Origin of the sequence: Pseudophaeobacter sp. C1-32P7, from assembly GCF_041008775.1 — a bacterium.
Lineage (GTDB): Bacteria > Pseudomonadota > Alphaproteobacteria > Rhodobacterales > Rhodobacteraceae > Phycobacter > Phycobacter gallaeciensis_A.
Map to the genome: position 1 here is coordinate 61,518 of NZ_JAXGFR010000015.1, position 23,416 is coordinate 84,933.

At 58.2% G+C, this 23,416-nt stretch carries 25 protein-coding genes; 13 read left to right on the plus strand and 12 right to left on the minus strand.

Features of this window, described 5'->3' with window-relative positions; genetic code table 11:
* Positions 1–144 precede the first annotated feature (144 nt).
* Positions 145–1,428 carry a multicopper oxidase family protein gene (locus SM763_RS18655; protein ID WP_368999393.1) on the minus strand — a complete coding sequence of 428 codons (1,284 nt, stop codon included), beginning with the start codon at positions 1,426–1,428 and terminating at the stop codon, positions 145–147.
* A gap of 128 nt (positions 1,429–1,556) precedes the next feature.
* A complete protein-coding gene (locus SM763_RS18660) occupies positions 1,557–2,324 on the minus strand; it encodes a DUF3047 domain-containing protein (protein ID WP_368999394.1) in 768 nt (255 codons plus the stop codon).
* A 311-nt stretch (positions 2,325–2,635) separates the two neighbouring features.
* On the opposite strand from SM763_RS18660, the gene lgt reads away from it, so the two are divergent.
* The gene (gene lgt / locus SM763_RS18665) at positions 2,636–3,565 is read left to right on the plus strand and encodes a prolipoprotein diacylglyceryl transferase (protein WP_368999395.1); all 930 of its coding nucleotides are present in this window, start codon (positions 2,636–2,638) and stop codon (positions 3,563–3,565) included.
* A gap of 82 nt (positions 3,566–3,647) precedes the next feature.
* Here lgt and SM763_RS18670 read toward each other — a convergent pair whose 3' ends face one another.
* Positions 3,648–4,031 carry a hypothetical protein gene (locus tag SM763_RS18670; protein ID WP_368999396.1) on the minus strand — a complete coding sequence of 128 codons (384 nt, stop codon included), beginning with the start codon at positions 4,029–4,031 and terminating at the stop codon, positions 3,648–3,650.
* 65 nt (positions 4,032–4,096) lie between these two features.
* Between SM763_RS18670 and SM763_RS18675 the strand changes: the two genes are divergently transcribed.
* Complete coding sequence (locus SM763_RS18675) at positions 4,097–4,810, plus strand: Crp/Fnr family transcriptional regulator (protein WP_247744727.1); 714 nt, start codon at positions 4,097–4,099, stop codon at positions 4,808–4,810.
* A 117-nt stretch (positions 4,811–4,927) separates the two neighbouring features.
* Here the strand turns inward: SM763_RS18675 and SM763_RS18680 are convergent, their stop codons facing one another.
* The 6 genes from SM763_RS18680 to SM763_RS18705 form a co-directional block, all read right to left on the minus strand.
* Complete coding sequence (locus SM763_RS18680) at positions 4,928–5,800, minus strand: cation diffusion facilitator family transporter (protein ID WP_368999397.1); 873 nt, start codon at positions 5,798–5,800, stop codon at positions 4,928–4,930.
* Positions 5,801–5,885: 85 nt separating this feature from the next.
* The gene (locus SM763_RS18685) at positions 5,886–8,231 is read right to left on the minus strand and encodes a heavy metal translocating P-type ATPase (RefSeq protein ID WP_043847221.1); all 2,346 of its coding nucleotides are present in this window, start codon (positions 8,229–8,231) and stop codon (positions 5,886–5,888) included.
* Positions 8,232–8,353: 122 nt separating this feature from the next.
* Positions 8,354–8,911, minus strand: coding sequence for a ubiquinol-cytochrome c reductase iron-sulfur subunit (petA, locus tag SM763_RS18690; RefSeq protein WP_368999406.1), 558 nt, complete (start codon positions 8,909–8,911; stop codon positions 8,354–8,356).
* Between the two features lie 245 nt (positions 8,912–9,156).
* Entirely contained in the window at positions 9,157–10,608 is a 1,452-nt protein-coding gene (locus SM763_RS18695; protein ID WP_368999398.1) for a multicopper oxidase domain-containing protein, read from the minus strand.
* Position 10,609: 1 nt separating this feature from the next.
* A complete protein-coding gene (locus tag SM763_RS18700) occupies positions 10,610–11,077 on the minus strand; it encodes a rhodanese-like domain-containing protein (protein ID WP_368999399.1) in 468 nt (155 codons plus the stop codon).
* Between the two features lie 39 nt (positions 11,078–11,116).
* The gene (locus tag SM763_RS18705; protein ID WP_005619211.1) at positions 11,117–11,662 is read right to left on the minus strand and encodes an EF-hand domain-containing protein; all 546 of its coding nucleotides are present in this window, start codon (positions 11,660–11,662) and stop codon (positions 11,117–11,119) included.
* Between the two features lie 196 nt (positions 11,663–11,858).
* Here SM763_RS18705 and SM763_RS18710 point away from each other — a divergent pair, with 196 nt between their 5' ends.
* From SM763_RS18710 to ccmI, 4 genes are read left to right on the plus strand one after another with little or no spacing between them, the layout of a single operon-like run.
* Positions 11,859–13,859 (plus strand): heme lyase CcmF/NrfE family subunit, encoded by a 2,001-nt coding sequence (locus SM763_RS18710; RefSeq protein ID WP_368999400.1) that lies wholly within the window; start codon positions 11,859–11,861, stop codon positions 13,857–13,859.
* A 2-nt stretch (positions 13,860–13,861) separates the two neighbouring features.
* Positions 13,862–14,428, plus strand: coding sequence for a DsbE family thiol:disulfide interchange protein (locus SM763_RS18715; RefSeq protein ID WP_009824474.1), 567 nt, complete (start codon positions 13,862–13,864; stop codon positions 14,426–14,428).
* On the plus strand, positions 14,425–14,895 hold the full coding sequence (locus tag SM763_RS18720) for a cytochrome c-type biogenesis protein (RefSeq protein WP_009824475.1): 471 nt from the start codon (positions 14,425–14,427) through the stop codon (positions 14,893–14,895). Before SM763_RS18715 ends, SM763_RS18720 begins: the two co-directional genes overlap by 4 nt.
* Positions 14,892–16,049 (plus strand): c-type cytochrome biogenesis protein CcmI, encoded by a 1,158-nt coding sequence (ccmI, locus tag SM763_RS18725; protein ID WP_074637413.1) that lies wholly within the window; start codon positions 14,892–14,894, stop codon positions 16,047–16,049. Before SM763_RS18720 ends, ccmI begins: the two co-directional genes overlap by 4 nt.
* Before the next feature lie 280 nt (positions 16,050–16,329).
* Here the strand turns inward: ccmI and SM763_RS18730 are convergent, their stop codons facing one another.
* From SM763_RS18730 to SM763_RS18740, 3 genes are all read right to left on the minus strand, one after another.
* A complete protein-coding gene (locus SM763_RS18730) occupies positions 16,330–16,641 on the minus strand; it encodes a DUF2933 domain-containing protein (protein WP_037953520.1) in 312 nt (103 codons plus the stop codon).
* Positions 16,642–16,760: 119 nt separating this feature from the next.
* On the minus strand, positions 16,761–17,303 hold the full coding sequence (locus SM763_RS18735; protein ID WP_009824478.1) for a hypothetical protein: 543 nt from the start codon (positions 17,301–17,303) through the stop codon (positions 16,761–16,763).
* A 97-nt stretch (positions 17,304–17,400) separates the two neighbouring features.
* A complete protein-coding gene (locus tag SM763_RS18740) occupies positions 17,401–17,847 on the minus strand; it encodes a DUF411 domain-containing protein (protein WP_183530524.1) in 447 nt (148 codons plus the stop codon).
* Between the two features lie 125 nt (positions 17,848–17,972).
* Between SM763_RS18740 and SM763_RS18745 the strand changes: the two genes are divergently transcribed.
* From SM763_RS18745 to SM763_RS18775, 7 genes are all read left to right on the plus strand, one after another.
* Positions 17,973–18,692, plus strand: coding sequence for a response regulator (locus SM763_RS18745; RefSeq protein ID WP_183530523.1), 720 nt, complete (start codon positions 17,973–17,975; stop codon positions 18,690–18,692).
* Positions 18,689–20,131: an ATP-binding protein gene (locus SM763_RS18750; RefSeq protein ID WP_368999401.1), complete on the plus strand. Its 1,443-nt coding sequence runs from the start codon at positions 18,689–18,691 to the stop codon at positions 20,129–20,131. The genes SM763_RS18745 and SM763_RS18750 overlap by 4 nt, the downstream gene beginning before the upstream one ends.
* 17 nt (positions 20,132–20,148) lie before the next feature.
* On the plus strand, positions 20,149–20,742 hold the full coding sequence (locus SM763_RS18755) for a L,D-transpeptidase (RefSeq protein ID WP_005619183.1): 594 nt from the start codon (positions 20,149–20,151) through the stop codon (positions 20,740–20,742).
* 128 nt (positions 20,743–20,870) lie between these two features.
* On the plus strand, positions 20,871–21,443 hold the full coding sequence (locus SM763_RS18760; protein WP_037953525.1) for a L,D-transpeptidase: 573 nt from the start codon (positions 20,871–20,873) through the stop codon (positions 21,441–21,443).
* Positions 21,443–21,901 (plus strand): c-type cytochrome, encoded by a 459-nt coding sequence (locus tag SM763_RS18765; protein WP_005619178.1) that lies wholly within the window; start codon positions 21,443–21,445, stop codon positions 21,899–21,901. The genes SM763_RS18760 and SM763_RS18765 overlap by 1 nt, the downstream gene beginning before the upstream one ends.
* 5 nt (positions 21,902–21,906) lie before the next feature.
* Positions 21,907–22,506 (plus strand): c-type cytochrome, encoded by a 600-nt coding sequence (locus SM763_RS18770; RefSeq protein WP_009824484.1) that lies wholly within the window; start codon positions 21,907–21,909, stop codon positions 22,504–22,506.
* Positions 22,507–22,510: 4 nt separating this feature from the next.
* Positions 22,511–23,401, plus strand: a complete 891-nt coding sequence (locus SM763_RS18775; protein WP_009824485.1) for a c-type cytochrome — start codon at positions 22,511–22,513, stop codon at positions 23,399–23,401.
* The last annotated feature ends 15 nt before the right edge of the window (positions 23,402–23,416 follow it).

Below are 23,416 nucleotides of genomic sequence, written 5' to 3' on the forward strand. Positions count from 1 at the left end.
AGCGTCATTCACAACCTGAGCATAGGCAAATTTTGGCGAGTGCCATGTAAACTTTTGTATGACGGGCCTGTGCTTGTTGTGAAGAGCGATATCCCGTTGTGGCACAGCTTCGCGTCAACGGTTGGCGCAACCACCGCTCCGACCTCAGCTGACTTGCACCCAGGTCGCCATGCCATCAGCCTGATGGCTCAGCATATGGCAGTGCAGCATCCACGCGCCGGGATTGTCGAGTACGCACACAATCGTCATCGTCTCGCCCGGCGGTACGAGGGTCGTGTCGCGAAGGTGTGTTCGCGCACCATTCTGATCGGTTTCCCAGAAATGGTGGCCATGCAGGTGGATACCGTGCGGAAAAGCAGTGTCGTTCACCATCCGCACCTGCACTGCTTCACCACGTCTTGCCGAAATCAGCGGTTCATTGGGCAGACCGCTCACGTCGTTGAAGGCCCAGCCCCCGAACCCGCCGTGCGCGCCGCCCCCGGCACCGCCTTGCATGAAGAGATCTGCCGTTTGCGTGATCTCTCCGGGCGCGGGCACGGGGTTCGCGGGGAGAGGAGCTATCGGCGCAGACCGGATTTGTCGCTGACCGTTCAACACAATGCGCCCCAGTTCCTCGCCACCCGAAGGCACGGTTTCTCTCAGGATCACATCACCCGTCACATCCGCGATGATGTCGATGCGCTGCGCCGGTGCGAGTTTTAGATTGCCCAGCGAAACCAGCTCGGGCAGCGGCATCCCGTCATAGGCCACACAAAAGCCCGTCAGCCCGTCGATACGTATCTCGAAAATGCGATCCGGTGTCGGATTGATCAGACGCAACCGGATGCGATCCCCCAGCCGCGCCTGCTCAGACGACAGGAAGGTGGTCGTCAAGTCCCCCAACCTACCTGCTGTTATGAAATCAGCGCGGTCGAATTCCATGTCGAACTGGCCGGTGTCATCAAGCCGAATGTCGAAGAGAATGGCCGTGATGTCCTGATCCACGTCCGGCGGGGCAGGTTCTTCGACGATCAGGGGGCCGAACAGCCCGCGGGCAACCTGTTCGTAGGAAAGGTAGTGGGAGTGATACCAGTAGGTTCCTGCATCGGGAACCGGAAACCGGTACTCGTAACCCTCATTCGGGATGATGACATCCTGTGTCAGCACGTTTACACCGTCCATCGCGTTGGGCAACCGAATGCCGTGCCAGTGTACGAGGGTCCCGTCCTCTAGCCCGTTTTCCACCCGCGCCCGCAGAATATCGTTCTGGCGCAGTCTGATTTCGGGGCCGGGACAGGTGCCATTGAAGCCAAGCATTGCAATGTCCCGCGACCCGATCCGGGTGAAAGCCGGGCCGGGCCGAAGGGTGACAGGCACCGTAGCCGCACTCAGGGGCAGGGGGAGTGTGGCTGCGCCAAGCGCAACCATCATCTGACGACGCGTAAGCATGGGTTTCCGTGTATTCCTTGTTTGGGGCCTGCAAACCACATCCCCCACCTTCGCGGAAGGGCGTCCTGGCGAGGTATTTTTATACATTGCAGATCGGCGCGCCTGTTTGGCAAAGCGCCGTGAAGCACCTAACGTATCTGCAGGTCCTGAATGGCCGCAAGGATCTTTCCGTCGGTATCATCGCTGTCGGCTGTCACCGCAAGTCCGACCAGAACCTTCGGCCTGTCCCCGAACGCACGCACGAAATCGCGATCCAGGTTCACATTCTCGGTGAAGTTGCCGGTTTGCGCCGTTTGCAGAATTTTCGATTTGAGACCCGTCGAGTAGGGGCTGTTCAGCAATGCGCCTTTCGCATGATTGCCACCCCAGACATAAACCAGCGCCCGCGTATTGGGATCACGCAGCAATTTGCGCGCCGTTGTTCGGCCAAGCGTGCTTGCGGTCTGCGGATCGACGAACACGAAGTACAAGGCGAGATTACGATCGTCGCCGCCGCGCTGAGTGAGGTCGGTTCCCTTCACACCCTGCGTGACGGACCACCCCCACATTGCTGCCTCTGCAGTGCCAAGGGCCGCGCTGACAGGGCGCCAGAGAACTGAAACCGTGCCGTCGGAAATCACGTCCAGCCGCCGACCTTGCAGGCCGTAGTCGTTCGAAAAGAGCCGCAAGAGGCCCTGTTCTTTCCAGCTTCCATCGAATGGGATTGTCTTTCCTTGCGCATAGAGGGGCGGGGCGGTTGCAGCTACTGCAACAAAAGCAGTGAAAAGTGTCGCTGCGAGGGATCGTATGAACATCTGAACTCCTTCTGCTATGCCGCTGGCCCTGCTTCGGCCCCGGTCATCAGCTTTATGTGCCGTCATGATCACGTGAATTGTATCGGGCGGGCGAAATTTCAATGAACATAACCGTGACCAATGATGGTCGTGGAAGGACGCGGGGTCTGATCTTCTGCTGCAGACTGATCCAGAAGGCGGCGGAACCTCAAACCGTTACAAACAGGTACAAAACTCATGGGAAACAAGCGCCTGAACACATGGACGCGGGGGCCGATGTGCGTCATCTCTGGTTCAACGGAACCGACTTCAGCTCGAAAGGATGGCACATTCACCACAACGCTTTGGGCTGGGGACAACAGGTTTCAACACGCCAACGTCCGTTGCGGGAAACAACATGTGGCCTTGTGTGAAACAGGCAAAGGTAACAAAGAATGCTGACTTCGATTATCCAATTTCCAGACATCGGAACGGAGATTTTTGCCGTTGATATCGGATCGTTCCGTTTTGCCCTGCGTTGGTATGCGCTGGCCTATATTGTTGGCCTTCTTATCGGCTGGCGCATCTGTGTCGCATTGGTCCGCTCTCCGTCAGTCTGGGGGGCCGGGGCGCCGCCGCTTCAACCCAAGCAACTGGAAGACTTGCTGACATGGATCATTCTAGGCGTCATCGCGGGGGGCAGGCTGGGGTTCGTGCTTTTCTATCAACCTCAGTACTATTTTCAGAACCCCACCGAAATCTTCATGGTCTGGCAGGGCGGTATGTCATTTCATGGCGGTTTTTTCGGCGTGGTCGTGGCCACTTTGCTTTTTTGCTATCGCAACGGCGCACCCGTTCTATCAACGGCGGATCTGCTCGCTGTTGCAACACCACCGGGCCTTTTCCTCGGGCGGCTGGCCAACTTCACCAATAACGAGCTTTGGGGTCGTCCGACCGATGTGCCCTGGGCAGTGGCATTCCCCGGCGAGGCGGCCCAGTCCTGTGCGGGCGTCGTGGGCCTGTGTGGCCGCCATCCGTCCCAGCTTTATGAGGCTCTTCTGGAGGGTATCCTGCTTGGGTCAGTGCTGATTTATCTGGCCTGGAAACGTGGTTGGCTGCGCTTTCCCGGAAGCCTTACGGGCGTGTTCCTGGCGGAATACGGAAGCGCAAGGTTCCTTGTCGAGTTCTTCCGTCAACCGGACATCCAGTTCGTCACGCAGGACAACCCGATTGGACATGCGGTTCATTGGGCGGGCTATGGGCTGACAATGGGCCAACTGCTGTCGTTGCCGATGATTGTCTTTGGCGCGGCCCTGATCGTATGGTCCCGCAGGCGTGTGACGGTTAATTCTGCGGATCTGGTGTCGACGTCAGATTCGGCGTGAATATCCGAGCGTAGTGTTGGCGAAGTGACCATCGCGGCGGACCCCGGTTGCCTGGGCCCGCATATAAGCCTTGGGCGCGTGTTCAATGATGCGGCTTGCCGCCTTTCGCAATCATCAGATGGTGCTCTTGATGATGTGCACCGATTGTCATCAGACCAAAGAAACCAAGGCCCTGTATCTGTTCTTCATCGCCACCCACGATCAGCGCGACACCATCCTCCATTTCTTCTGACGCGACACTCCAGCCTGTTTCACCGGCAAGGAACGGCGCATGGGCGGGAACCATTGTGTTGATGGCCGACAGGACACGCGGGCTGCCACGCACTTCGAACCGTGCCCCGTCGGGCCGCAGAATGCGGGTGACCTCTGCCTTTCGTGTCAAAAGGTCCATATCGACCAGATGGTCCCTCAGCTTGTCGATATGGACGGTGCTCCAGTCGGTTTCGGGATCGGCCTGGAGCAGCACAACTATTTCGGCCAATGCGGCGAAGGCGGACTGGCCGGTTTCCTGGGGCGTCGGACGCGTGACCCATGGATGAATGCATTTGTTGCGGCGTAACGGGTGTCGCAAGCAAGACAGCGAAGAGAACGGGTATCAGTCGCATGGACCAGCCTTTCCTGAGTGTATTCGGATTCAGCCTAGTACCTGATCGGACCCTGAAATATGATTTGGATCATATGATGCCTGAACCCTATAATCTCATACCGCCCTCCGCCTTGCGTCCGCTGACGAGGGCCGCAGGGGATACGGTCTTTCGTCAGGGCGCGCGGACCTGCGGCCTTTATGTTGTTAAGTGCGGGCGCGTTCATCTTGAGCGTGTCGGCCCGGATGGCGAACGATTTATCATCTACCGTGCCGAGCCCGGGATGAGCCTTGCCGAAGCATCGGTGTTTTCGGATAGATACCACTGCGATGCGGTCGTGGCGGAGGCTGGGGCGTTTGTACAGATCGACAAAGCGGCGGTCTTGTCTGCCTTTGCAGATCCGGATTTTGCACGCGCCTATGCGCGGCAAGCGGCACAGCAGATACAAGCGCAACGTCAGGCGCTTGAGATCGTAGGCATCCGCCGCGCAGAAGAACGGGTCTATGCCGGTATGGTGGCGGGCCTGCTTGAAAGCTCCGTTGTCGATTTTGCCAGCGCGCTGCACCTTTCGCACGAGGCCACCTATCGGGCCTTGCGAAAGCTTGTGAATGATGGCCGGATCGCAAATCCGACCCGGGGAACGTATCATTTGCGCCCCTGAATGGATCAGCCGCACCATGCCCGGTTCGAGATAACAAAAGGTGCGGTAGCAAAGCTTGGCGGGTATTTCGCTTGCCCGATAACAATGAGAATTGCTGCCCGCGACGATGACCTGTTTTCAAAGATCGCCGTTATGCCCTGTCTTACTGCTCGCCGCTGAAAGGTCGATTGCCTCAGCGCCGCTTTCGTCGAAGCACCGTGTTTCGATCTGCAGGGTTGCGAAAAAGAACCCGAAGTCCTTACGCAGCATGTCGTAGGCGGTTTGCAGGACCTCTTCTTGATCTGCTTGCTCTGTGACACGCAGATGCGCGGAGAAGACATGCTTGCCACTTGTCAGCGCCCAGGCATGAATATGGTGAACATCGGAAACCTCGTGCAGTTCTTCAAGGGTACGTTTGATTTCAGGCAGACTCACTTCGGGAGGCGTGCCTTCCATCAAAAGATGCGCCGCTTCTTTCAGCAATCCCCAGCTCGCCCATAGCAGGACAAACCCGAACGCCATGCCAAGCAGCGGGTCGATCAGCAGAAACCCGGTGAATTCGATTGCGAGGGCGGTCACGATGATCAACAGACTGCCAACAAAGGTCTGGATGATATGCCAGAACGCTCCCTTCGTGTTCAGATCTCCCTTGCTTTGCTTCCAGATCAGCGCAAGCGAAATGAACTCCGTAAAGAGCCCCCCGGCAGCCGCAATCAGCATCGGACCCGTTGGAAGATCAATTGGCGCAGACATGCGCATGGCAGCCATCGCGATGACAACAACCGCCATGGCCAGCAAGAAGCCGCCATTCACAAGGGCGCCGATGATTTCGGCGCGCGCCCAGCCAAAGCTCCGCTCTTCATCCGCCGGACGCAACGCCATACGCGCCGCGACAATGGCGACCAGCACACCGCCCACGGCCGAAAAGGTATGGAACGCGTCGGAGATGACCGCGATTGACCCTGTCCATAGGCCAATCGCCAGTTCAATCACAAAATAGATGCCGGTCAACTAGGCTGATATCGCCAGCCCCTTGCCGCCGGACGGCATATGCCCCTGATGTCCGCCTGCCATCATCTATCTCCTTGGTTTGCGACTAAAGCCGTACCCGTCGCAGCCGCAGTGCATTGCTAATGACGGAGACCGAAGACAGGCTCATCGCGGCGGCGGCGATCATCGGCGACAGAAGAAGGCCGAAAAACGGGTAGAGAATACCAGCCGCGATGGGCACACCTGCGGTATTGTAGGCGAAGGCAAAAAACAGGTTCTGCTTGATGTTTCGCACCGTTGCCTTTGCCAATCGGCGCGCACGCACGATGCCGACAAGATCACCACCCAGAAGGGTGATGCCTGCGCTTTCCACGGCAACGTCGGCACCGGTGCCCATCGCAATGCCCACATCAGCCGCCGCCAGGGCAGGGGCATCGTTCACGCCGTCTCCTGCCATGGCGATCCGGGCCCCTTCTTGTCTGAGGGAGTCCACCAATGCCTTCTTGTCTTCGGGCAAGACGCCTGCGTGGACTTCATCAATACCCAGCTTTGCGGCGACGGCTTCGGCGGTTTTCTGATTGTCACCGGTTGCCATTATGACCCTGAGACCGAGGCGATGAAGGTCATCGATGGCGTCTGCCGTGGACTCCTTGATGGGATCGGCAACAGCGACAATGCCGGCAAAAGTGCCATCTATCGCCACAAGCATTGCTGTCTTTCCAGATTCACGAAGGTCGTCCGCAGCAAATTCCGCAATCGAAGCGTCAACGTTGATCTCTGCCATCATGGCGGGATTCCCAAGTGCCACGACCTGGCCATCGACCATGCCTTTCACGCCCTTGCCAGTCACGGCTTCGAATTCCGTTGCGTTCGGAAGCGTCAGCCCCCGTGCCAGCGCACCCTCGACTATTGCTTCGGCCAGCGGATGTTCGGAGCCCCGTTCGAGGGCCGCAGCCATTGTCAGCAGGTCATTTTCAGCCTTGTCCCCCGTGGGCACCACGTCTGTCAGCTTGGGGCGCCCTTCGGTGAGTGTTCCGGTCTTGTCAACGATGACGGTATCGACACGCGCCATGCGTTCCAGTGCTTCGGCGTCTTTGATCAGAACGCCAGCCTGTGCCCCGCGGCCCGCCGCCGTTGTGATCGAAATGGGCGTCGCAAGGCCCAAGGCACAGGGGCAAGCAATGATAAGAACGGATACGGCTGCAGTAACAGCGAAGGCGAGCGCGGGATCGGGCCCTAAGAACAGCCAGACAACGAAGGATATGATCGCAATGACGACAACCGTCGGAACAAAGACGGACGATACCCGGTCCGCCAGACCCTGAATCGGCGCGCGCGACCGCTTTGCACCTGCCACCATGTCCACGATCTGGGACAGGACCGTGTCCGCACCGACCTGTGTGGCCCGGATCGCCAATGTGCCGTTCTTGTTGATCGTGCCGCCTGTGACCCGGTCGCCTTGTGTTTTCTCGACCGGCAACGGCTCTCCGGTGATCATACTTTCGTCGATAGATGAATGCCCTTCGAGGACCTCGGCATCGACGGGTATGCTGTCGCCGGGGCGTACCCGCAACCTGTCACCTTCAACAATGTGTTCGAGAGGTGCGTCATATTCCGTCCCGTCCGGCAGGATCCGCCGCGCCGTTTTTGGTGCGAGATCGAGCAATGCACGGATGGCATCACCCGTCCGTTCGCGGGCGCGCAACTCGAGCACCTGACCGACAAAGATCAGCGCAACGATCACAACCGCAGCTTCGTAATATGTCCCGACGCTTTGGCCGTTTCGATACGCTTCGGGGAAAATGCCGGGCAGGAATGTTGCGGCAAGCGAATAGATATAGGCAGCCCCGACGCCAAGCGCGATCAGGGTCCACATGTTCGGCGATATATTCCTGATCGATTCCCACCCCCTTTTGAAGAAGGGAAGAGCCGCCCAGAGAATGATCGGGGTTGCGAGGACGAATTCGATGTAGACAGCCGTCTGATGTCCGATCCATTCCCGCACAGGTAGGCCGACCAGTTCACCCATCGTCAGGATAACCAGCGGAACGGCGGCTGCCGCGCTGATCCACATGCGTGTTGTGAAATCGGACAACTCTTCTGACGGCTCGTCCGATGGAAGCATCGGTTCAAGCGCCATGCCGCAGATCGGACAGGACCCGGGCTCATCCTTCAGGATTTGCGGATGCATCGGGCAGGTCCATTGCGTACCGGCCTCGCCATGTGCTGGTGTCTTTTGGGCGTTTCCCGACGCATAGTAAAATGGGTCTTTGCCAAACTTGGTTTCGCAGTTTTCCGAGCAGAAATGAAAGACCTCTCCATCATACTCGGCACTGCGCGTGTCTTCGTCTATCTCGACGGTCATGCCGCACACCGGGTCGGTCGCTGTATCTGGGTCTGATGCGGTCGAGGTGCGCGTCATGTCGTGATGATGTTCTTGGTCCGTGGCCATCTTCTAATTCCCGTTTTCAAGACAATTGAACACATAACCCTTCCAGTTACTGGAGGGTCAAGACTCTTCCGACAACGCTGCGTATGAATTTGTATGGGCCTTCGCGATGCGCGAAGCTCCTGTCAGCCCAGGGTCAGTATCATGTCTTCCGAAACGGACATCGTGGGAATATGCAGGTTCTCCGGTGCCGGACCTTTTCGAATGCGTCCTGCTGTATCGTAATGCGATCCATGGCACGGACAGAACCAGCCACCAAAATCGCCGGCTCCGTCACCAAGTGGTACACATCCCAGATGCGTGCAAACGCCTATCATGACCAAGAAATTCTCATTTTCCGCCACTGCCCTGTTTGCATCGGTGGCCAAAACATCACCAGAAATATTGGGATTTCTGGCCACGGTATCAGGAAGGGAAGACACATCTTCTGAACGGGCCTGCGCGATTTCCGCGTCGGTCCGGTGTCGGATGAAAACCGGTTTACCGAGAAAACTGACGGTCAACTGCGTTCCAGGTTCCACGTTCGAGATATCGACGCGGATCCGGGACAGCGCGCGCACATCTGCGGATGGGTTCATCTGATTGATCAACGGCCAGACCGCAGCCCCTACGGCGACCGCTCCCGTTCCGGCGGTGGCGTAGTACAGGAAATCTCGGCGGAATTGTGGTGTTTGTGTATCCATAACCATTCATTGTCCAAGCTTCCCGTGGGGGAAGGTCAATGGCCAGAAGAACCAATCAAGCTTTTCGTTTTCCTGACTCTTTCCGATCTAGCAGGCCTAGGTTGCCCCTCTTGTTTGCCAGACACCTGCGACCAGCAAAGGTGCTGCAGTTATCAGTCCAGGACCGATTATGATAGTTCTCATCCAAGACCCTCTTGACCATTTGACTCCGTCCCCGACGGTGCCTGTCAGTCGGGGGCACGAAGTTAAGCGACGCTGAATTGCCCCATCATCCCGCCATCTTCGTGTTCCAGAATGTGGCAGTGATACATGTAGGGCGCAGCCGCTGAGGCAGGTTTTTCGAATTTCATCGCAAGCTCCACTTCACCATCCACCAGCACCGTATCCTTCCACCCCCTGTTCTCTGCGCGCGGTGCCATACCGTTTTCCGACAGTACCTGAAACCGGACGCCGTGAACATGGAACGGGTGCATCATCATGGCCCCACGCACAATCCAACGCTCGATGCTGTTGAGTTTGGTGGAAAAATTGAGCGTTCGCGAATCGTATGACGCGCCGTTGATCGAAAATCGGTTCCCGGACCGCGAGAACATCATCCCCATGCCCATCGACATATCCAGTGACAGACGTCGGACTGGCGCGTCCTTGACCGCAAGATCAGGCAACTGCCCGTCCAGAGAGCCGGGCAGGGCGTCGATGCGAACCGGAAGGGTTGTGTCGACAGCGAAAGGCAGCACGGTGAATGGACTGCCGGAACCGCCGCCGCCCATCATTCCGCCCATGGCCGAATTAATGATATCGTCGGACTTCAAAACACTGTCCCGCCCGCTTGTGAAATCCACAAGCACTTCTGCGCGCTCTCCTGGTGCAAGGGTCAGGCGGTTCAGCGCAATCGGTCGATCCAGAAATCCGGCATCTGTCGCGATGAGATGAAGCGACCGGCTGTCAGACATGGACAGGCGGTAAACCCGCGCATTCGAGCCGTTGACGACACGGCACCGCACGATCCCCTTCGGAACCGCTGCCGACGCGCCAATTTGACCGTTCACAACCATTGTGTCGCCCTGAAACCCGTTCATGGACTGGTGCATGCCGGGATCGTATTTCAGGCGTCCGCGCCAGTTGAACTGACGGTCCTGCAATACAAGGGTCAGATCATCGACCCCATAGGTGGATGGCAATCCACGCTCGTCATCTGCGCCATCGGTCACCTGTAGAACACCCGCCAGCCCCAGCATGACCTGCCGTGCCGTCGCGCCGTGAATGTGGCTGTGATACCAGGCCGTTGCCGGGGGCTGGTCAAGGTCCAGCATCGGCTTCCAGGTGTCTCCCGGTGCGATGGCCTGATGCGGTCCGCCATCGAACTCACCGGCAACAACCAACCCGTGCCAATGCGCCGACATCGGTTCGGCAAGCGTGTTGTGCACCTCTGCCCGTGTCTCGACCCCGGCCTGCACCCGGATCGTCGGGCCAAGGTATCCCTGATTGTAGCCGAAGGTCTCGCTGGCGGCACCATCGTCAAAACGGGTCTCGCCAGTGCGGGCTTTCAGCTGAAAAAGCCGGGATGTCGTCGCATCGAGAAGCGAAGGGTACGCGAGCCTTCTGTCGGATGCCGGAAATGCCGCCGATGGCAGGACGGATGCAGCCCCAAAGCCTGCGGCATAGCCAATCAAATCGCGGCGGTTCAACAGTTTCATCTCAGGATAATTCCTCTGGCAGCGCAGCCAGGGCAGCATCGACACCAACGACCGGATAACCTCCCGCGATCCAGCCCGGTCCGGCGGCAGAACCGAGCATGCCTTCGGATACGTCAAGAAAGCCGCTGTAGCCAGCCTGCCGAAGACTTCGCATGACGCGGCCAGATCGCCCGCCTGTCGCACAGATGAGCACGACGGGCCGCCCTTCGGCCTGTTCGCGAGCGGCAAAAAGCCGCTCGGCGAAACGGTCCTCGTGCAGGCTGATGGGCCAGGCATCGCCTGCAACGCCGGTGTCGGTCCATTCCTGTCGCGACCGAACGTCGATCATCCGGATCAGGTCCTGTTGCAGCGCATCTGCTGCCATGTCCGCCGACCAGACCTCGGCGGTCTGGCCCATCACCGGGAAGGGTGCGAAGGAAACTGCCAACATAGCAAGTGTCGCACTGCGCCGCGTCAGAACAATACCCATCATGTTTCTCCGTCAGGCTGCCTTGCGGGTCCTTGCCCGTTATTCGCTGTCATGATGACCTTCCATGTCCGTTCTACTGGATGTGCCTTTCATTTTGCTCATGCGCATTCCGGCATCTTCCATCTCGTCTTGAGAGATCTGACCGTTCCCGTCCGCATCAAGGTGCTGAAAGCGATCAACCATGCGCGCCCGGATGACGCTCATGTGCAAGGCTTCGAATTCGTCAAGTGTCAGCTCGTCGTCGGAATCCGCATCAAACTCCCGCATTTTTTCGGCCATCTGTGCGGCCATTTCATGAGGCTGACTGCCGGACAACATCGTCGTCATCATGTCGCGGTCCATCATTTCCATCATGCTGCCCTGGCCGCCCATCATGGAGGCATGCATCTTCATCATCCTCTGCATCATCGGCATCATATTGCCGTCCATCATGCCCATCTGCTTGTCGCCATCGCCCATCGCCATGTCGGACATATTCCCGCTGTCAGCCTTGCTATCGGCAGTCCCATCGGATTCCGCTAATGCTGTTTGTCCCATGCCAACAGCGATCACCACGCCAAGCGCAAGAATTCTTTTGTTTTCCATCTCTCATTCCTTTCAGGTTAATTCTGGAAACATAGGCGTTATAGCGCTTCGATTAAAGGCCGAGGGCGGGCGGGTTTGTAATCATTTGTCACAGCCTCCCGTTACAAACGGTGACAAAGCAACCACTCACGGTCCGCCGGACGATTTGCTAGACAGACGTTAATCCAGTGAATTCATTGAAGAGGCTGATGATCCCTTGACACCTGAAATCGGTCATTTCGCCCTGGCCCTGGCCTTGGCCCTGGCGCTTGTTCAAAGTGTGCTGCCCATTTTTGGTGCTGCACGCGGAAACATCCTGTGGATGCAGTCGGCGAGATGGTCATCACTAGGACAGGCGTTCTTTATGGGCTTTGCGTTTCTCGCGCTCATGCAAGCCTTCATCACCAGTGACTTCACGGTCAAGAATGTGGTTGAGAATTCCAATTCACTCAAACCGATGCTGTTCAAGGTGGCCGGCACCTGGGGCAGTCACGAAGGATCCCTGTTGCTGTGGACCCTTATCCTGACGGTGTTTGGTGCGGCGGTCGCCCTCTTCGGATCGAACATTCCTCTGTCGCTGAAGGCAAGAACGCTGTCGGTGCAGGCCTGGATCAGTGTCGGCTTCCTGACTTTCATGCTGCTGACGTCCAATCCCTTCGACCGCGTTTTCCCTCCGCCAGACGACGGTCAGGACCTCAACCCATTATTGCAGGATGTCGGTCTCGCCATGCACCCGCCGCTTCTCTACTTCGGGTATGTCGGGTTCTCGATTGTCTTTTCGTTCGCGGTTGCTGCCCTGATCGAAGGGCGGGTGGACGCGGCCTGGGCACGGTGGGTACGTCCGTGGACGCTGGCTGCCTGGATGAGCCTGACCGCAGGCATCGCGCTGGGATCCTGGTGGGCCTATTATGAGCTTGGCTGGGGCGGCTGGTGGTTCTGGGACCCCGTTGAGAACGTCAGTTTCATGCCATGGCTGATGGGCACGGCACTGCTGCATTCCGCAATCGTGACGGAGAAACGGGATGCGTTCAAAAGCTGGACAATCCTTCTGGCGATCCTGACTTTTTCCCTATCGCTCTTGGGCACGTTCATTGTCCGATCGGGCCTGCTGACCTCTGTGCATGCATTCGCGGTCGACCCGGAAAGGGGACTTTATATCCTTGGATTGCTGGCCGTTTCGATCGGCGGTTCCCTTGCTCTGTTTGCCTGGCGCGCGCCGACAATGGAGCCCGGCGGCCTGTTTAAGCCGATCAGCCGGGAAGCGGGGCTATTGGTGAACAACCTGCTGCTGGCCACGGCCACCGGCATTGTGCTGTTCGGCACCTTGTACCCGCTCTTCTACGAAGCCGCGACGGGCGGTGAAAAACTGTCGGTAGGGCCGCCCTTCTTCAATGCGTCCTTTATTCCCGTGATGCTGCCGCTCGTCTTTGCGATGGGGCTGGGGCCTTATCTGTCCTGGAAACGTGCCGATCTGGCGGGCGTTCTGCAACGGTTGCGTTTCGTGGCCGTTCTGGCCGTGCTCGCGACATTGGTGACCTGGTATCTCGCCGAGGGCGGTCCGGTGTTGGGGTATCTGTCGCTGATGCTTGCATTCTGGCTGTTTTTCTCAACCCTGCGGGAATGGGCGATGCGCATAAAGCTGTTTGAGGCACCGTTCCCGGAATCGCTGCGGCGGGCACGCAACCTGCCCAGATCCTCTCATGGGATGACACTGGCTCATGCGGGGCTCGCGATGGCGATGTTCGGGTTCATCGGATCAACAGTCTGGAAATCCGAGGAAATCGTCTTTGTCCGGCCCGGCACAGAGATCAGCATTGCCGGGTTCGATGTCACCTTTGAAGGGGCCGAACGTGTGCGCGGACCAAATTACTTCGCGGATCGTGGCACGCTTCGTGTGGTCCGGGACGGGCATTATGTCACCGATCTTTTCCCGGAGCGGCGCACCTATCCGGTCGCGCAAACCACCACCACAGAAAGTGCCATCAGGTCCACAATGGCCGGTGATCTCTATGCGTCCATCGCAAATCCGGCCGCCGAGGACGAGAGCACGCAAGGGGCTTGGACCCTGCGCATCCTGTATGAACCATTGGTCAACTTTATCTGGATCGGATCGGCGATGCTTGTGCTTGGTGGGGGTCTTTCGCTGTCTGACCGGCGGTTGCGCGTCGGGGCACCCCGTCGCAAGGCGACAGCGCCCGCAGCACTTCCTGCGGAGTAGGCATGGGACGTATACTGGCATTCATTCCGCTGGCAATCGCGGCCATTTTCGGGGGGTTTTTTCTGTGGGGCTTGAACCCGGACCGGGACCCGAACAACATTCCTTCGGTTCTGATCTCGCAGCCGGCACCCGAATTCGATCTGGCCGCTGTCGACGGGTTGGAGACGCCAGGGCTTTCCCGCGCCGATCTGGTCGGGAACCCGCGACCGGTCATCGTGAACGTGTTTGCCTCGTGGTGCGTGCCCTGCCGGGCCGAACACGGGGTTCTGACCCAGATGGTCGAAAAGGACGGGCTGACGTTGTTCGGGATCAATTACAAGGACAAGCCGGAGGATGCGACTAAATGGCTTGCTGAGCTTGGCAATCCCTACGAAAGGATCGGGTCTGATCTGAGCGGCAGAGTGGGGATTGAATGGGGCCTTTCGGGCGTACCTGAAACATTCATTGTCGGCTCTGACGGGACGGTGTTGTTCAGATATGTCGGCCCCGTCGTGGGCGAAACGGCGATTTCCACATTCAGGGAAGCATTGATCCAGGCTGGCGCGTTAGCAAGGGGCCAGAACGGATGAGGTATATCGCATTTGCTTTCCTCCTGCTGCTTCCGGTGACGGCCTTGGCGGTCGAGCCAGACGAGATGTTGCAGGATCCTGTACTGGAGCAACGCGCCCGTGAAATATCACGGGAACTGCGCTGCGTTGTCTGCCAGAATCAGGACATCGACAGCTCCAACGCCGGGGTTGCGCGGGACCTGCGCATACTGGTGCGCGAAAGGCTTGTTGCCGGTGACAGCGACAAGGAGGTCATCGCGTACATCCACGCCCGGTATGGCGATTATGTCCTGATGCGCCCGCCCCTGAATCGCGCCACTCTCGCGCTCTGGATGGCGCCCTTCGTGTTTGCGCTTGTTTCGCTGCTTGTCGGCTGGACCGTCATTTCGAGAAGCCGGCGCAGGGCTGCCGCAACGGGATTTTCCGATGACGAAAAAGCGGAAATTGCGCGTTTCATTGAAGAGAACGCTTCAAAGGACGGTTCATGATCTGGTTGGTTTTCGCCCTGTTATCCGTTGTAGGTCTGCTTTTCATGGGCCTGCCGCTGCGCCATCGGTCGTCGCGGACACCCGTCCCGGCTGACGCCACGGATGCGGTCCTCATGGATCAGTTGGATGAGGTTCGGCGGGATCTTGAGCGCGGTGTCATTTCCGACACCGAGGCCACGGCGGCGGAGCAGGAGATCAAGAGACGGATCCTCGTGCAGTCGCGCCGGTCCGTTCTGTCAGATGGGAAACCGGCGGCAGGGGGCCGCTTGATGGTCGTTCTGAGCGCAGTGTTCGTGCCGGTCTTCGCTTTTGGATATTACTCCGCAATGGGCTCGCCAGAGATCCCAGGTGTCGCCTTTGCCGAACGTGCCACTGAACGGCAGGAAGCGGCGGAAATCGCCGAATTGACAGATCGTCTGTACGTCCGGCTCAGTTCAGACCCCGAAGGCGGGCCTTCGGAAGGCTGGATGCTGCTGGGGCAAACCTATTCGAAAATGGGCCGGTATGCGGATGCAGCCGATGCATATAGAGTTGTCGCACAACGACCGAAGGCCGATTCCGCCGTCTTCTCCATGTTGGCCGAGGTTCTGATCTACGCAGAGCAAGGTGTGGTGACACCTGAAGCGGACACCGCGATTGATCGGGCGTACGAACTGGATCCTTCCAATCCCGGTGCTGCCTTTTTCAAGGCAGTCTCGCTCGAGCAGAAGGGCGATGAGGCTCGGGCTCACGAAATGCTGGTGGCCCGGCTGGACGATGCGGATAGGTTTTTCCCGTGGATGGAAAGCTTTGTTGGCGAAGCCAACCGGATTGGCGCGAAGATCGGCAAGGCTCCGATCTCGCTGGCCGACTATGCCCCGAAGACCAGTGCGTCCGGCCCGACACAGGAAGACATCGAAAACGCGCAGGACATGAGTGTGGAGGAACGACAGGATTTCATCCGCTCGATGGTCGAACGGCTGGCCACGCGGCTGGAAGATGAGCCTGACGATCTTGATGGATGGATGCGGCTTGGCAATGCCTATTCGGTTCTGGGTGATACCGCGCCGGCAATCGCGGCGTTTGAACACGCTGAAATCCTGTTGTCGGAGGTGCCGGGAGATGACCCGCGCCGTCAAGCCGTGCAAAGCGCGTTGGAACGGTTGCGCCCGTAGTGGCGTGGGCGACCGTCGCTGTGCAGGTGAATGTGAGGCAGGATCAAGGTTTGGCGCTTAATCGAAAGCCCATCCGGTCCGGCCGTCGTCACAGACTATTTCGTGGGTAGTACCTTCAGACTGACCGACCAAGCGACATCCTACGGGAAGCATGACGTCGTGTGCCGCATCCCGTGTCACGGAAGGGGGCTCAAGTGGGCAAAGCTTGCCCGAGGCCGACTGGGCACAACCGCCGAGGGCCAGAATACCTGCAATCGGAATTCCGATTGTCAGCCGCGTTCTAGCGGGCGCGTACCAGTTCTCGTTCGGGAGCTTGGCCATCTTCAAATTCTGCATCCACAGTCGCCTCGTTCGCCTGTTCAACTCTTGACCCGTGACACGACTTTCCCATCATCCTGTGCATGACGACATGCGCACCAAGACAAAGTGCGAGCGGCGCAAAAAGGCCGACGTTGCCCCACAGACCCGCGATCGTGCCGCCTGCAATAAAGAATGCGGCGACTGGAAACAACATAACGGCACAACAGGCCATCATACCATACTGCATCAGTTTCGATGAACCGGTGGATTTTTGACTTTGATTGTCAGACATGTAGCTCTCCAGAATATGCTCGTGTTCTTCTGCGACATTCCAGTGAGGCAAGGTCAAGGGTACATTCGGATACAATTTGATCAGATGACAGCCTGCGGGTCGTTGACCAAGTTGGCCCGTCAGGTTGCCAGATCCAACGCATAGGACAGGAATGTGACCAGGGGGATCGGGGTCAGGCTGAACAGCAAGGCCATGCTCATTGTCCTGAACATGGTAGGCTTCGATGCCTCGCCAGAAGGTTCTGTCAGAACCACCAGAAGCGCGATGAAGGTGCCGGGCGCCAGGGCATAGAGATATACGCCCGAGATGTTCCCAAACATGAACGACCGCTCGAGCGTTGGTCCGACCACGCTCAAAGCTGTTGCACGGCTGCCGTTGAACGAGCCGAACAGATCGGCCGACATCACATAGGCGGCAATGTGAACCCCAATGAATGCGACACTCCGCAGCGGGCCATCTAAAACCAGGTAAACAATCGGCCGATGCTGGTACTGCTTCAGCGCGACCGATGCGGAAACGAACCCCAAGTAATTCACGAGGAAAACGACCACAAACCCATTGGTAAAGACCTGCCGGAGGAAGCGCGAGAGCGCGGTCCCATTCGTCAGCAGCAGCGTCGCAAAACCAGGCGTTGCGAGGATGTAGACAAGCAGGAACGGCAATATGCTTGCCAAGCTCAGAACGGATACGTTCCAACAAAATCTGCCGAATGGTAAGGTCGGCGAAAAACTTTGTCGGAACGTATCGCGGGCAAACACGTCAGCCGTGGGTTGCGAAGACTTGCGTCGACCCATCCATCAGTACAAGCAGCACATCATAGGGATCACCTTGGGGGCCCATGCCGGGCGAACCCATGGGCATTCCCGGTGCTGTCAGTCCGCGCGCGACAGGTTTTTCGCTTAGCAACCGCCCGATGTCAGCCGCAGGCACGTGACCCTCGACGAAATATCCGCCCACGGACGTAGTGTGACATCCTGCCAGTTCCGGCGCGATGCCGTGTTTCTGCTTCAGAACCTGAAGCGTGTCGTAATCCACGTCCTCGACCGATGCCTTGAAACCGGCAGAGATCATCTCATTTACCCAAGCGCCGCAGCAGCCGCAGGTCGGTGTCTTTGTCACCTGCAACGTCGGTGCGGCGGTTTGCGACAAAGCAGGCCCGGCCAGGACCATGCTGAGTGCCGTAAGGCCAAATTCACGTCGGTTCATTTAAAACTCCTCGATGTTCTGCCTTAAATAGTTGCTCGTTATCCCGGAGTCGACTGCCCGCCCTGTTACATTTGGCTACAAACACGGGATGGGCGTCCCTTGGTGAAAATGACTATGTTGGCGGCATGAGCGATCTGCCACGCATCCTTGTCGTCGATGACCATTCAGAGATCCGGAAATCCGTCACCAGTTATCTGGAACGCAACGGCATGCGTGCTTCAGCGGCGGAAAATGCAGTAGAGATGGACGCAAGGCTCGCGGAAGCGCGGTTCGATCTGATTGTTCTCGATGTCATGATGCCGGGGGAAGACGGACTTTCTGCGTGCAGGCGATTGCGCAAGGAAGGGCACACCCCGATCCTGATGCTGACCGCATTGGGTGACGACGAAGACCGCATCGCTGGTCTCGATGGCGGGGCTGACGATTATCTCGCCAAGCCGTTCAATCCCCGGGAACTGGTGGCGCGGATCAACGCGATATTGCGTCGGACGCAGATGATCCCAAAACCGGATGATTTTGCGGGAAAAACGTTGAAGTTTGCACACCTAAAGCTGGATTTCGATGGCCGTACACTGATTGACCAAGGCGGTTCGCGCACGCAACTTACATCCGGTGAACTCAAACTCCTGACCCTGTTCCTGCAAAGGCCAAGGACGGTCATTGGCCGCGACGAACTTCTCAAACTCAGCACTGGCAGGGTCGCCGGTCCATTGGACCGAACCATCGACAATCAGGTGAGCCGGTTGCGCCGGAAGATGGAAGAGGACGTTTTGCGCCCGAAGATCATCGCGACTGTACGGCATGGGGGGTATAGTCTTTCCTGCGATGTCGAGATTTGCGAATGAAGCTGCTTCCACGGACGTTGCGTGCACAGATTGCCCTTCTGGTTCTCGGTGTCTTGATCCTCGCGCACGCTCTGAGTCTCTGGTTCTTCGTTGATGAACGCTCTTTGGCTGTTCAGGCCGCCATCGGTGCCGAAGCCGCCGGACGCGCCGCAAATGTCGCACAGTTGATTGAAGGCGCACCCCCGGAATTGCATGCCCAGATCGTCCGCGCTGCAACGTCTCCGCTCGTACGGTTCGACCTTACAGACGAGCCGTCGGTCGCACACGGACAACACGATGACGGTGGAGCGGTCGAAGCGCGGATACGGGCACTGCTTCAGGAAAGCTACAGCCGGGATATTCGGGTTGAGGTCCATGAAATCGAGGGAGGTCTGCTGCCCCTTCCGAACCTGTCACCGGAAATGGCGCAAATGCACGCCGAAATGATGCAGGGCAGCCTTGCGGCCATCGAGATGGAGCTGTCCATTGCGCTGTCCGGTGGGAATTGGCTCAACATCGAGACGCGGTTCGAACGGCCGCCTCTGCAAAGGTCGCTGGCGTCCAACATATCCTTTGCACTGACTGCGGGACTTCTGCTGGTTGCAAGTTTCTGGTTTCTCCTGTCCCGACTGACCGGACCACTCAACGATCTCGCGACTGCGTCCGAACGTCTGGGTCGCGGCGCCGCCAAGGGCGATCTGCCGGTCGTAGGGCCGAAGGAAGTTCGGGATCTGACCCGATCATTCAACATCATGCAGGATCGCCTGACGCGATTTGTCAGTGACCGGACCCAGATGCTTGCAGCGCTTGCGCATGATCTGCGCTCGCCTTTGACGGCGCTTAGGGTGCGGGCCGAAATGGTGGACGACGAAGACACGCGCACGTCCTTGGTGGCGTCAAGTGAAGAGATGCAACGGATGGTCGATGCGACCCTCGATTTCGCGAAGGGCGTCGGACAGCATGAAGAGGTCCAATCGGTTGATTTGCACGATCTGATCACTGGTATGGGCTTGGACAAGGTTCAGGTGACCAGCCAAGGTCCACTCATCGTATCCGTGAAACCAAGCGCGATGGGGCGCGCGTTGAGAAACCTGATTGAGAACGCGATCCGCTACGGGAGTGAGGCCAGGGTTTCGTGGCAACGCATGGGCAGTGAGGTAGTGGTCGCCATCGACGATCAGGGGCCCGGTATTCCCGACAATCAGCTGGAGGCTGTTTTCGGACCCTATGTCAGGCTCGAGACGTCGCGATCACAGGATACCGGCGGTCATGGCCTGGGGCTGTCGATTGCGCGCAGCATCATCCTTGAGCACGGTGGTTCTATCGAACTGAAAAACCGCACTGATGGGGGTCTGCGCGCTGAAATCACGCTGCCCGTCAAACAAAGCGCCGAGTCAGCCCCGAAAGAGGAAGGCTCGCCACATATGGCGCGGGTTGTTCGTCACCTCAAACCCGACTAGTTTAGTGAGGCAAGTATATGAAACGAAGATATTTCCTGACTTCTGTTGCAGCTCTTTCGGTGAGTGGAAAAACAGCATTCGCGCATAGTGACGCAGAGCACGACCGGCGCGTCGGGCCATCTGTGGTGCCCCCGGAGCAGTTGCCGCGCCAGGTTCCGTTCACCGAGGCAGACAAACCGGGAGAAATACATGTCGATCCGAACCAGTTCGCTTTATTTTGGACTTTGCCGAACAATCGGGCAATCAGGTATACCGTCGGAATTGGCCGGGAGGGGCTCTATGAATCCGGCGAGTTCTATGTCGCGCGCAAGCAAAAGTGGCCGCGGTGGACGCCCACACCCGCCATGATAGCCAGAGATCCTGACCGATATCTTCGTTTTGCGGGCGGTGTGCCCGGTGGGCTGAACAATCCACTCGGTGCCCGCGCCTTGTATCTTTACCAGCCAGGGCGTGGGGACACCTACCTGAGAATTCACGGCACAACGGATCCGAAGACGATTGGTCGACGTGTCTCAAACGGCTGTGCAAGGCTTACCAATAATCAGATCATCGAACTCTATGAGAAGGTCCCGCTCGACACGCGTGTTGTCCTGAAACCCATCGAGGTTTGAGGCAGCAGCGCGAAGACGTGTCCGTTGGCCGGGATACATATCGTTACATAAAACCAGGCCCCGGACTGTTCATGAAATGCCACCAGGCGGCTAGTCTAGCGGATAGGCAGACAACAACATGAGGCCATATGATGACCCGCAAGCAAACACCTGTAACGCGACGTGCATTCACAGTAGGCGCAGCATCGGCAGCTTTGGCAACACCATCCATCTTGCGTGCGCAGGAGGATCAAACCGGTGTCCGAAGGAACATCTCATCTTTTCGCACCCATGCATGGCAGGACAGCTTTGACACCTTGGGCAAGGGCATCATCATTGCGGATACCAATACCCGCGTGATGCAACACTGGACGGCCGATGGCGAGATGCGAATTTATCCCACATCGGTTCCCCTGACCGACGAGCTAACAAGGCGCGGTTACACGACAGTCACGTTCAAGGACCCCGAACCTGACTGGACCCCTACACCCTCCATGCGCGAACGTGACCCGTCATTGCCAGCCTATATGCCGCCCGGGCCGGATAACCCGTTGGGCGCCCGTGCCCTGCACCTGAGTTGGACGTACTACAGGATTCACGGCACCCATGATACGCGCAAGATCGGAAGACGCTCTTCAAGCGGGTGTATCGGTCTCTACAACGAGCAAATCATCGAGGTGTTCGAAAGGACACCGGTCGGCACGCAGGTACGATTAATCTGATGTCGAAGTCCGGCATCCTGATTGCGGCGTTTTTTGTCGTCGGTGGCGCGGTTGTGATCTGGCAGCAATTGCAGCCATCGTCTTCGATGCCCGGCCACACAATGACAACGCCTGATCTTTCGCAGACGGAAGAGGGCGCGCCGATTGCAGACGTGGTTGTGCCTGCTGAATTCTCAGCAAATGCCCAATTGGGAAAGCGTGTTTTCGATGGCGCTTGCGCCGCTTGTCACGGTGCGAATGCTGCCGGACAGAATGGCGTGGCACCGCCGCTTGTCCACAAGATCTATGAACCGAGCCATCACGGTGACGCCGCTTTTTTGCTTGCCGCGAAACAAGGTGTCAGAGCGCACCATTGGAAGTTTGGCAATATGCCGCCAGTTGAAGGCGTCACGCCCGGCGATGTGAAGATGGTTGTTGCATATGTGCGGGAACTTCAGCGCGCCAACGGGATCAATTGACAGGAATGACCAACTTGAACATGAAGATATGGATTACTGCCATTGCGATCGGGACGACCGGCGTTGCTGCCTTGGCGCATTCCGGAGCAACCGGCGTGGTGCTGGAGCGGATGCAGGGCATGTCCGCGATGGCCAAAACACTCAAGACGCTATCACCCATGATGCGGGGTCAGGTACCTTATGACGCCGATGTCGTCCGCAGGGAAGCTGGCGCGATGATCGGCCATGCCGGTGAGCAAATGACGCGACTGTTTCCTGAAGGCTCGGGTGGCGGAGTGTCCAAGGCGTTGCCGTCGGTCTGGGAAAACAGCGAAGAGTTCGCGGCCCTTGCGCAAGAGTTGAGAACAGCCGCCGAAGGATTGAAGTTGAGCGCAGGCAATGGGTTGGCCGCAGCACAGGGCAACGGTAGCGAATCAATGATGGGCGGCGCCACTGACGGGATGATGGGTGGCGGGTCCGCGCCTGCAATGGGAGGGGGCATGATGGGATCGGACCTTCCCATGACGACCGAGATGTTTGCGGACATGCCGACCGACCGTGCGTTCGCGATGGTCGCCCAGACCTGTTCGGCCTGCCACCAGAAGTTCCGCAAAGAGGACAAGTGATCAGATGCGGTGGTGGCGTTGGATCATCGGTGCGGGGGTCGTCGGCGGCATCGGCGTTGTCGCGGCAACGATAGCCTGGCCGATCGGTGCGCCAGTCTCGGACCTGACCCTGCAAGGCGATGCCCAGCGGGGGTCGTATCTGGCGCGCGCCAGTGGATGCATTGCGTGCCACACCAACTTTGAAGCTGGCGGGGCGCCATTGGCAGGAGGAGCGCCGCTCCGGACCGATTTCGGGACATTCTATCCGCCAAATCTGACCACCGATGTCGAATTCGGGATTGGCGGCTGGACAGTAGAAGAGTTTGCAAAAGCGGTAAGGCAGGGAATTTCCCCGGACGGAGACCCCTATTATCCCACCTTCACCTACCCGTTTTATGCAAACTACACGGATCAGGACATTGCCGATCTGTGGGCCGCGTTCCAGACCGTGCCAGCCGTGAATGTGCCGACCCCGTCCCATGAGGTGCCTTTTCCGTTCGATCAGCGATGGGGGATGAAACTTTGGCGGGCGGCTTTTCTGACAAAGCCTGACACCGCACCAGAGGCGGACCGAAGCGATGCTTGGAACAGGGGCAAGCTGCTGGTCAACGGGGCGGCACATTGTGCTGCCTGCCACACAACGCGGAACTTTGCAGGCGCACGCATAGTATCGAAGAGGTTTTCCGGCAACGACGCCTTGCCGGGAGGTGGCAAAGCACCTTCGATCCGGACGCGCGATCTTGTGTCCGAAGGCTGGACAACAGACGATATGGCTTATGCATTGCGATCTGGCATAACGCCGTCTGGCGACGTATTTGGTGGATCAATGGCCGAAGTCGTGCGCTATGGCACGGGCTTTCTGAGCGACGCAGACCTGAATGCGATGGCCACCTACCTGCTGGACAACAAATCATAATCTTGGGAACCCACG

Bases quoted from the DNA above. Each gene is read 5' to 3' on its own strand.
- SM763_RS18655 (WP_368999393.1), bottom strand. From the start codon at position 1,428: ATGCTTACGCGTCGTCAGATGATGGTTGCGCTTGGCGCAGCCACACTC.
- lgt (WP_368999395.1), top strand. From the start codon at position 2,636: ATGCTGACTTCGATTATCCAATTTCCAGACATCGGAACGGAGATTTTT.
- SM763_RS18675 (WP_247744727.1), top strand. From the start codon at position 4,097: ATGGATGAATGCATTTGTTGCGGCGTAACGGGTGTCGCAAGCAAGACA.
- SM763_RS18685 (WP_043847221.1), bottom strand. From the start codon at position 8,231: ATGGCCACGGACCAAGAACATCATCACGACATGACGCGCACCTCGACC.
- petA (WP_368999406.1), bottom strand. From the start codon at position 8,911: ATGGATACACAAACACCACAATTCCGCCGAGATTTCCTGTACTACGCC.
- SM763_RS18695 (WP_368999398.1), bottom strand. From the start codon at position 10,608: ATGAAACTGTTGAACCGCCGCGATTTGATTGGCTATGCCGCAGGCTTT.
- SM763_RS18700 (WP_368999399.1), bottom strand. From the start codon at position 11,077: ATGGGTATTGTTCTGACGCGGCGCAGTGCGACACTTGCTATGTTGGCA.
- SM763_RS18705 (WP_005619211.1), bottom strand. From the start codon at position 11,662: ATGGAAAACAAAAGAATTCTTGCGCTTGGCGTGGTGATCGCTGTTGGC.
- SM763_RS18715 (WP_009824474.1), top strand. From the start codon at position 13,862: ATGGGACGTATACTGGCATTCATTCCGCTGGCAATCGCGGCCATTTTC.
- SM763_RS18720 (WP_009824475.1), top strand. From the start codon at position 14,425: ATGAGGTATATCGCATTTGCTTTCCTCCTGCTGCTTCCGGTGACGGCC.
- ccmI (WP_074637413.1), top strand. From the start codon at position 14,892: ATGATCTGGTTGGTTTTCGCCCTGTTATCCGTTGTAGGTCTGCTTTTC.
- SM763_RS18730 (WP_037953520.1), bottom strand. From the start codon at position 16,641: ATGTCTGACAATCAAAGTCAAAAATCCACCGGTTCATCGAAACTGATG.
- SM763_RS18740 (WP_183530524.1), bottom strand. From the start codon at position 17,847: ATGAACCGACGTGAATTTGGCCTTACGGCACTCAGCATGGTCCTGGCC.
- SM763_RS18745 (WP_183530523.1), top strand. From the start codon at position 17,973: ATGAGCGATCTGCCACGCATCCTTGTCGTCGATGACCATTCAGAGATC.
- SM763_RS18750 (WP_368999401.1), top strand. From the start codon at position 18,689: ATGAAGCTGCTTCCACGGACGTTGCGTGCACAGATTGCCCTTCTGGTT.
- SM763_RS18755 (WP_005619183.1), top strand. From the start codon at position 20,149: ATGAAACGAAGATATTTCCTGACTTCTGTTGCAGCTCTTTCGGTGAGT.
- SM763_RS18760 (WP_037953525.1), top strand. From the start codon at position 20,871: ATGATGACCCGCAAGCAAACACCTGTAACGCGACGTGCATTCACAGTA.
- SM763_RS18765 (WP_005619178.1), top strand. From the start codon at position 21,443: ATGTCGAAGTCCGGCATCCTGATTGCGGCGTTTTTTGTCGTCGGTGGC.
- SM763_RS18770 (WP_009824484.1), top strand. From the start codon at position 21,907: ATGACCAACTTGAACATGAAGATATGGATTACTGCCATTGCGATCGGG.
- SM763_RS18775 (WP_009824485.1), top strand. From the start codon at position 22,511: ATGCGGTGGTGGCGTTGGATCATCGGTGCGGGGGTCGTCGGCGGCATC.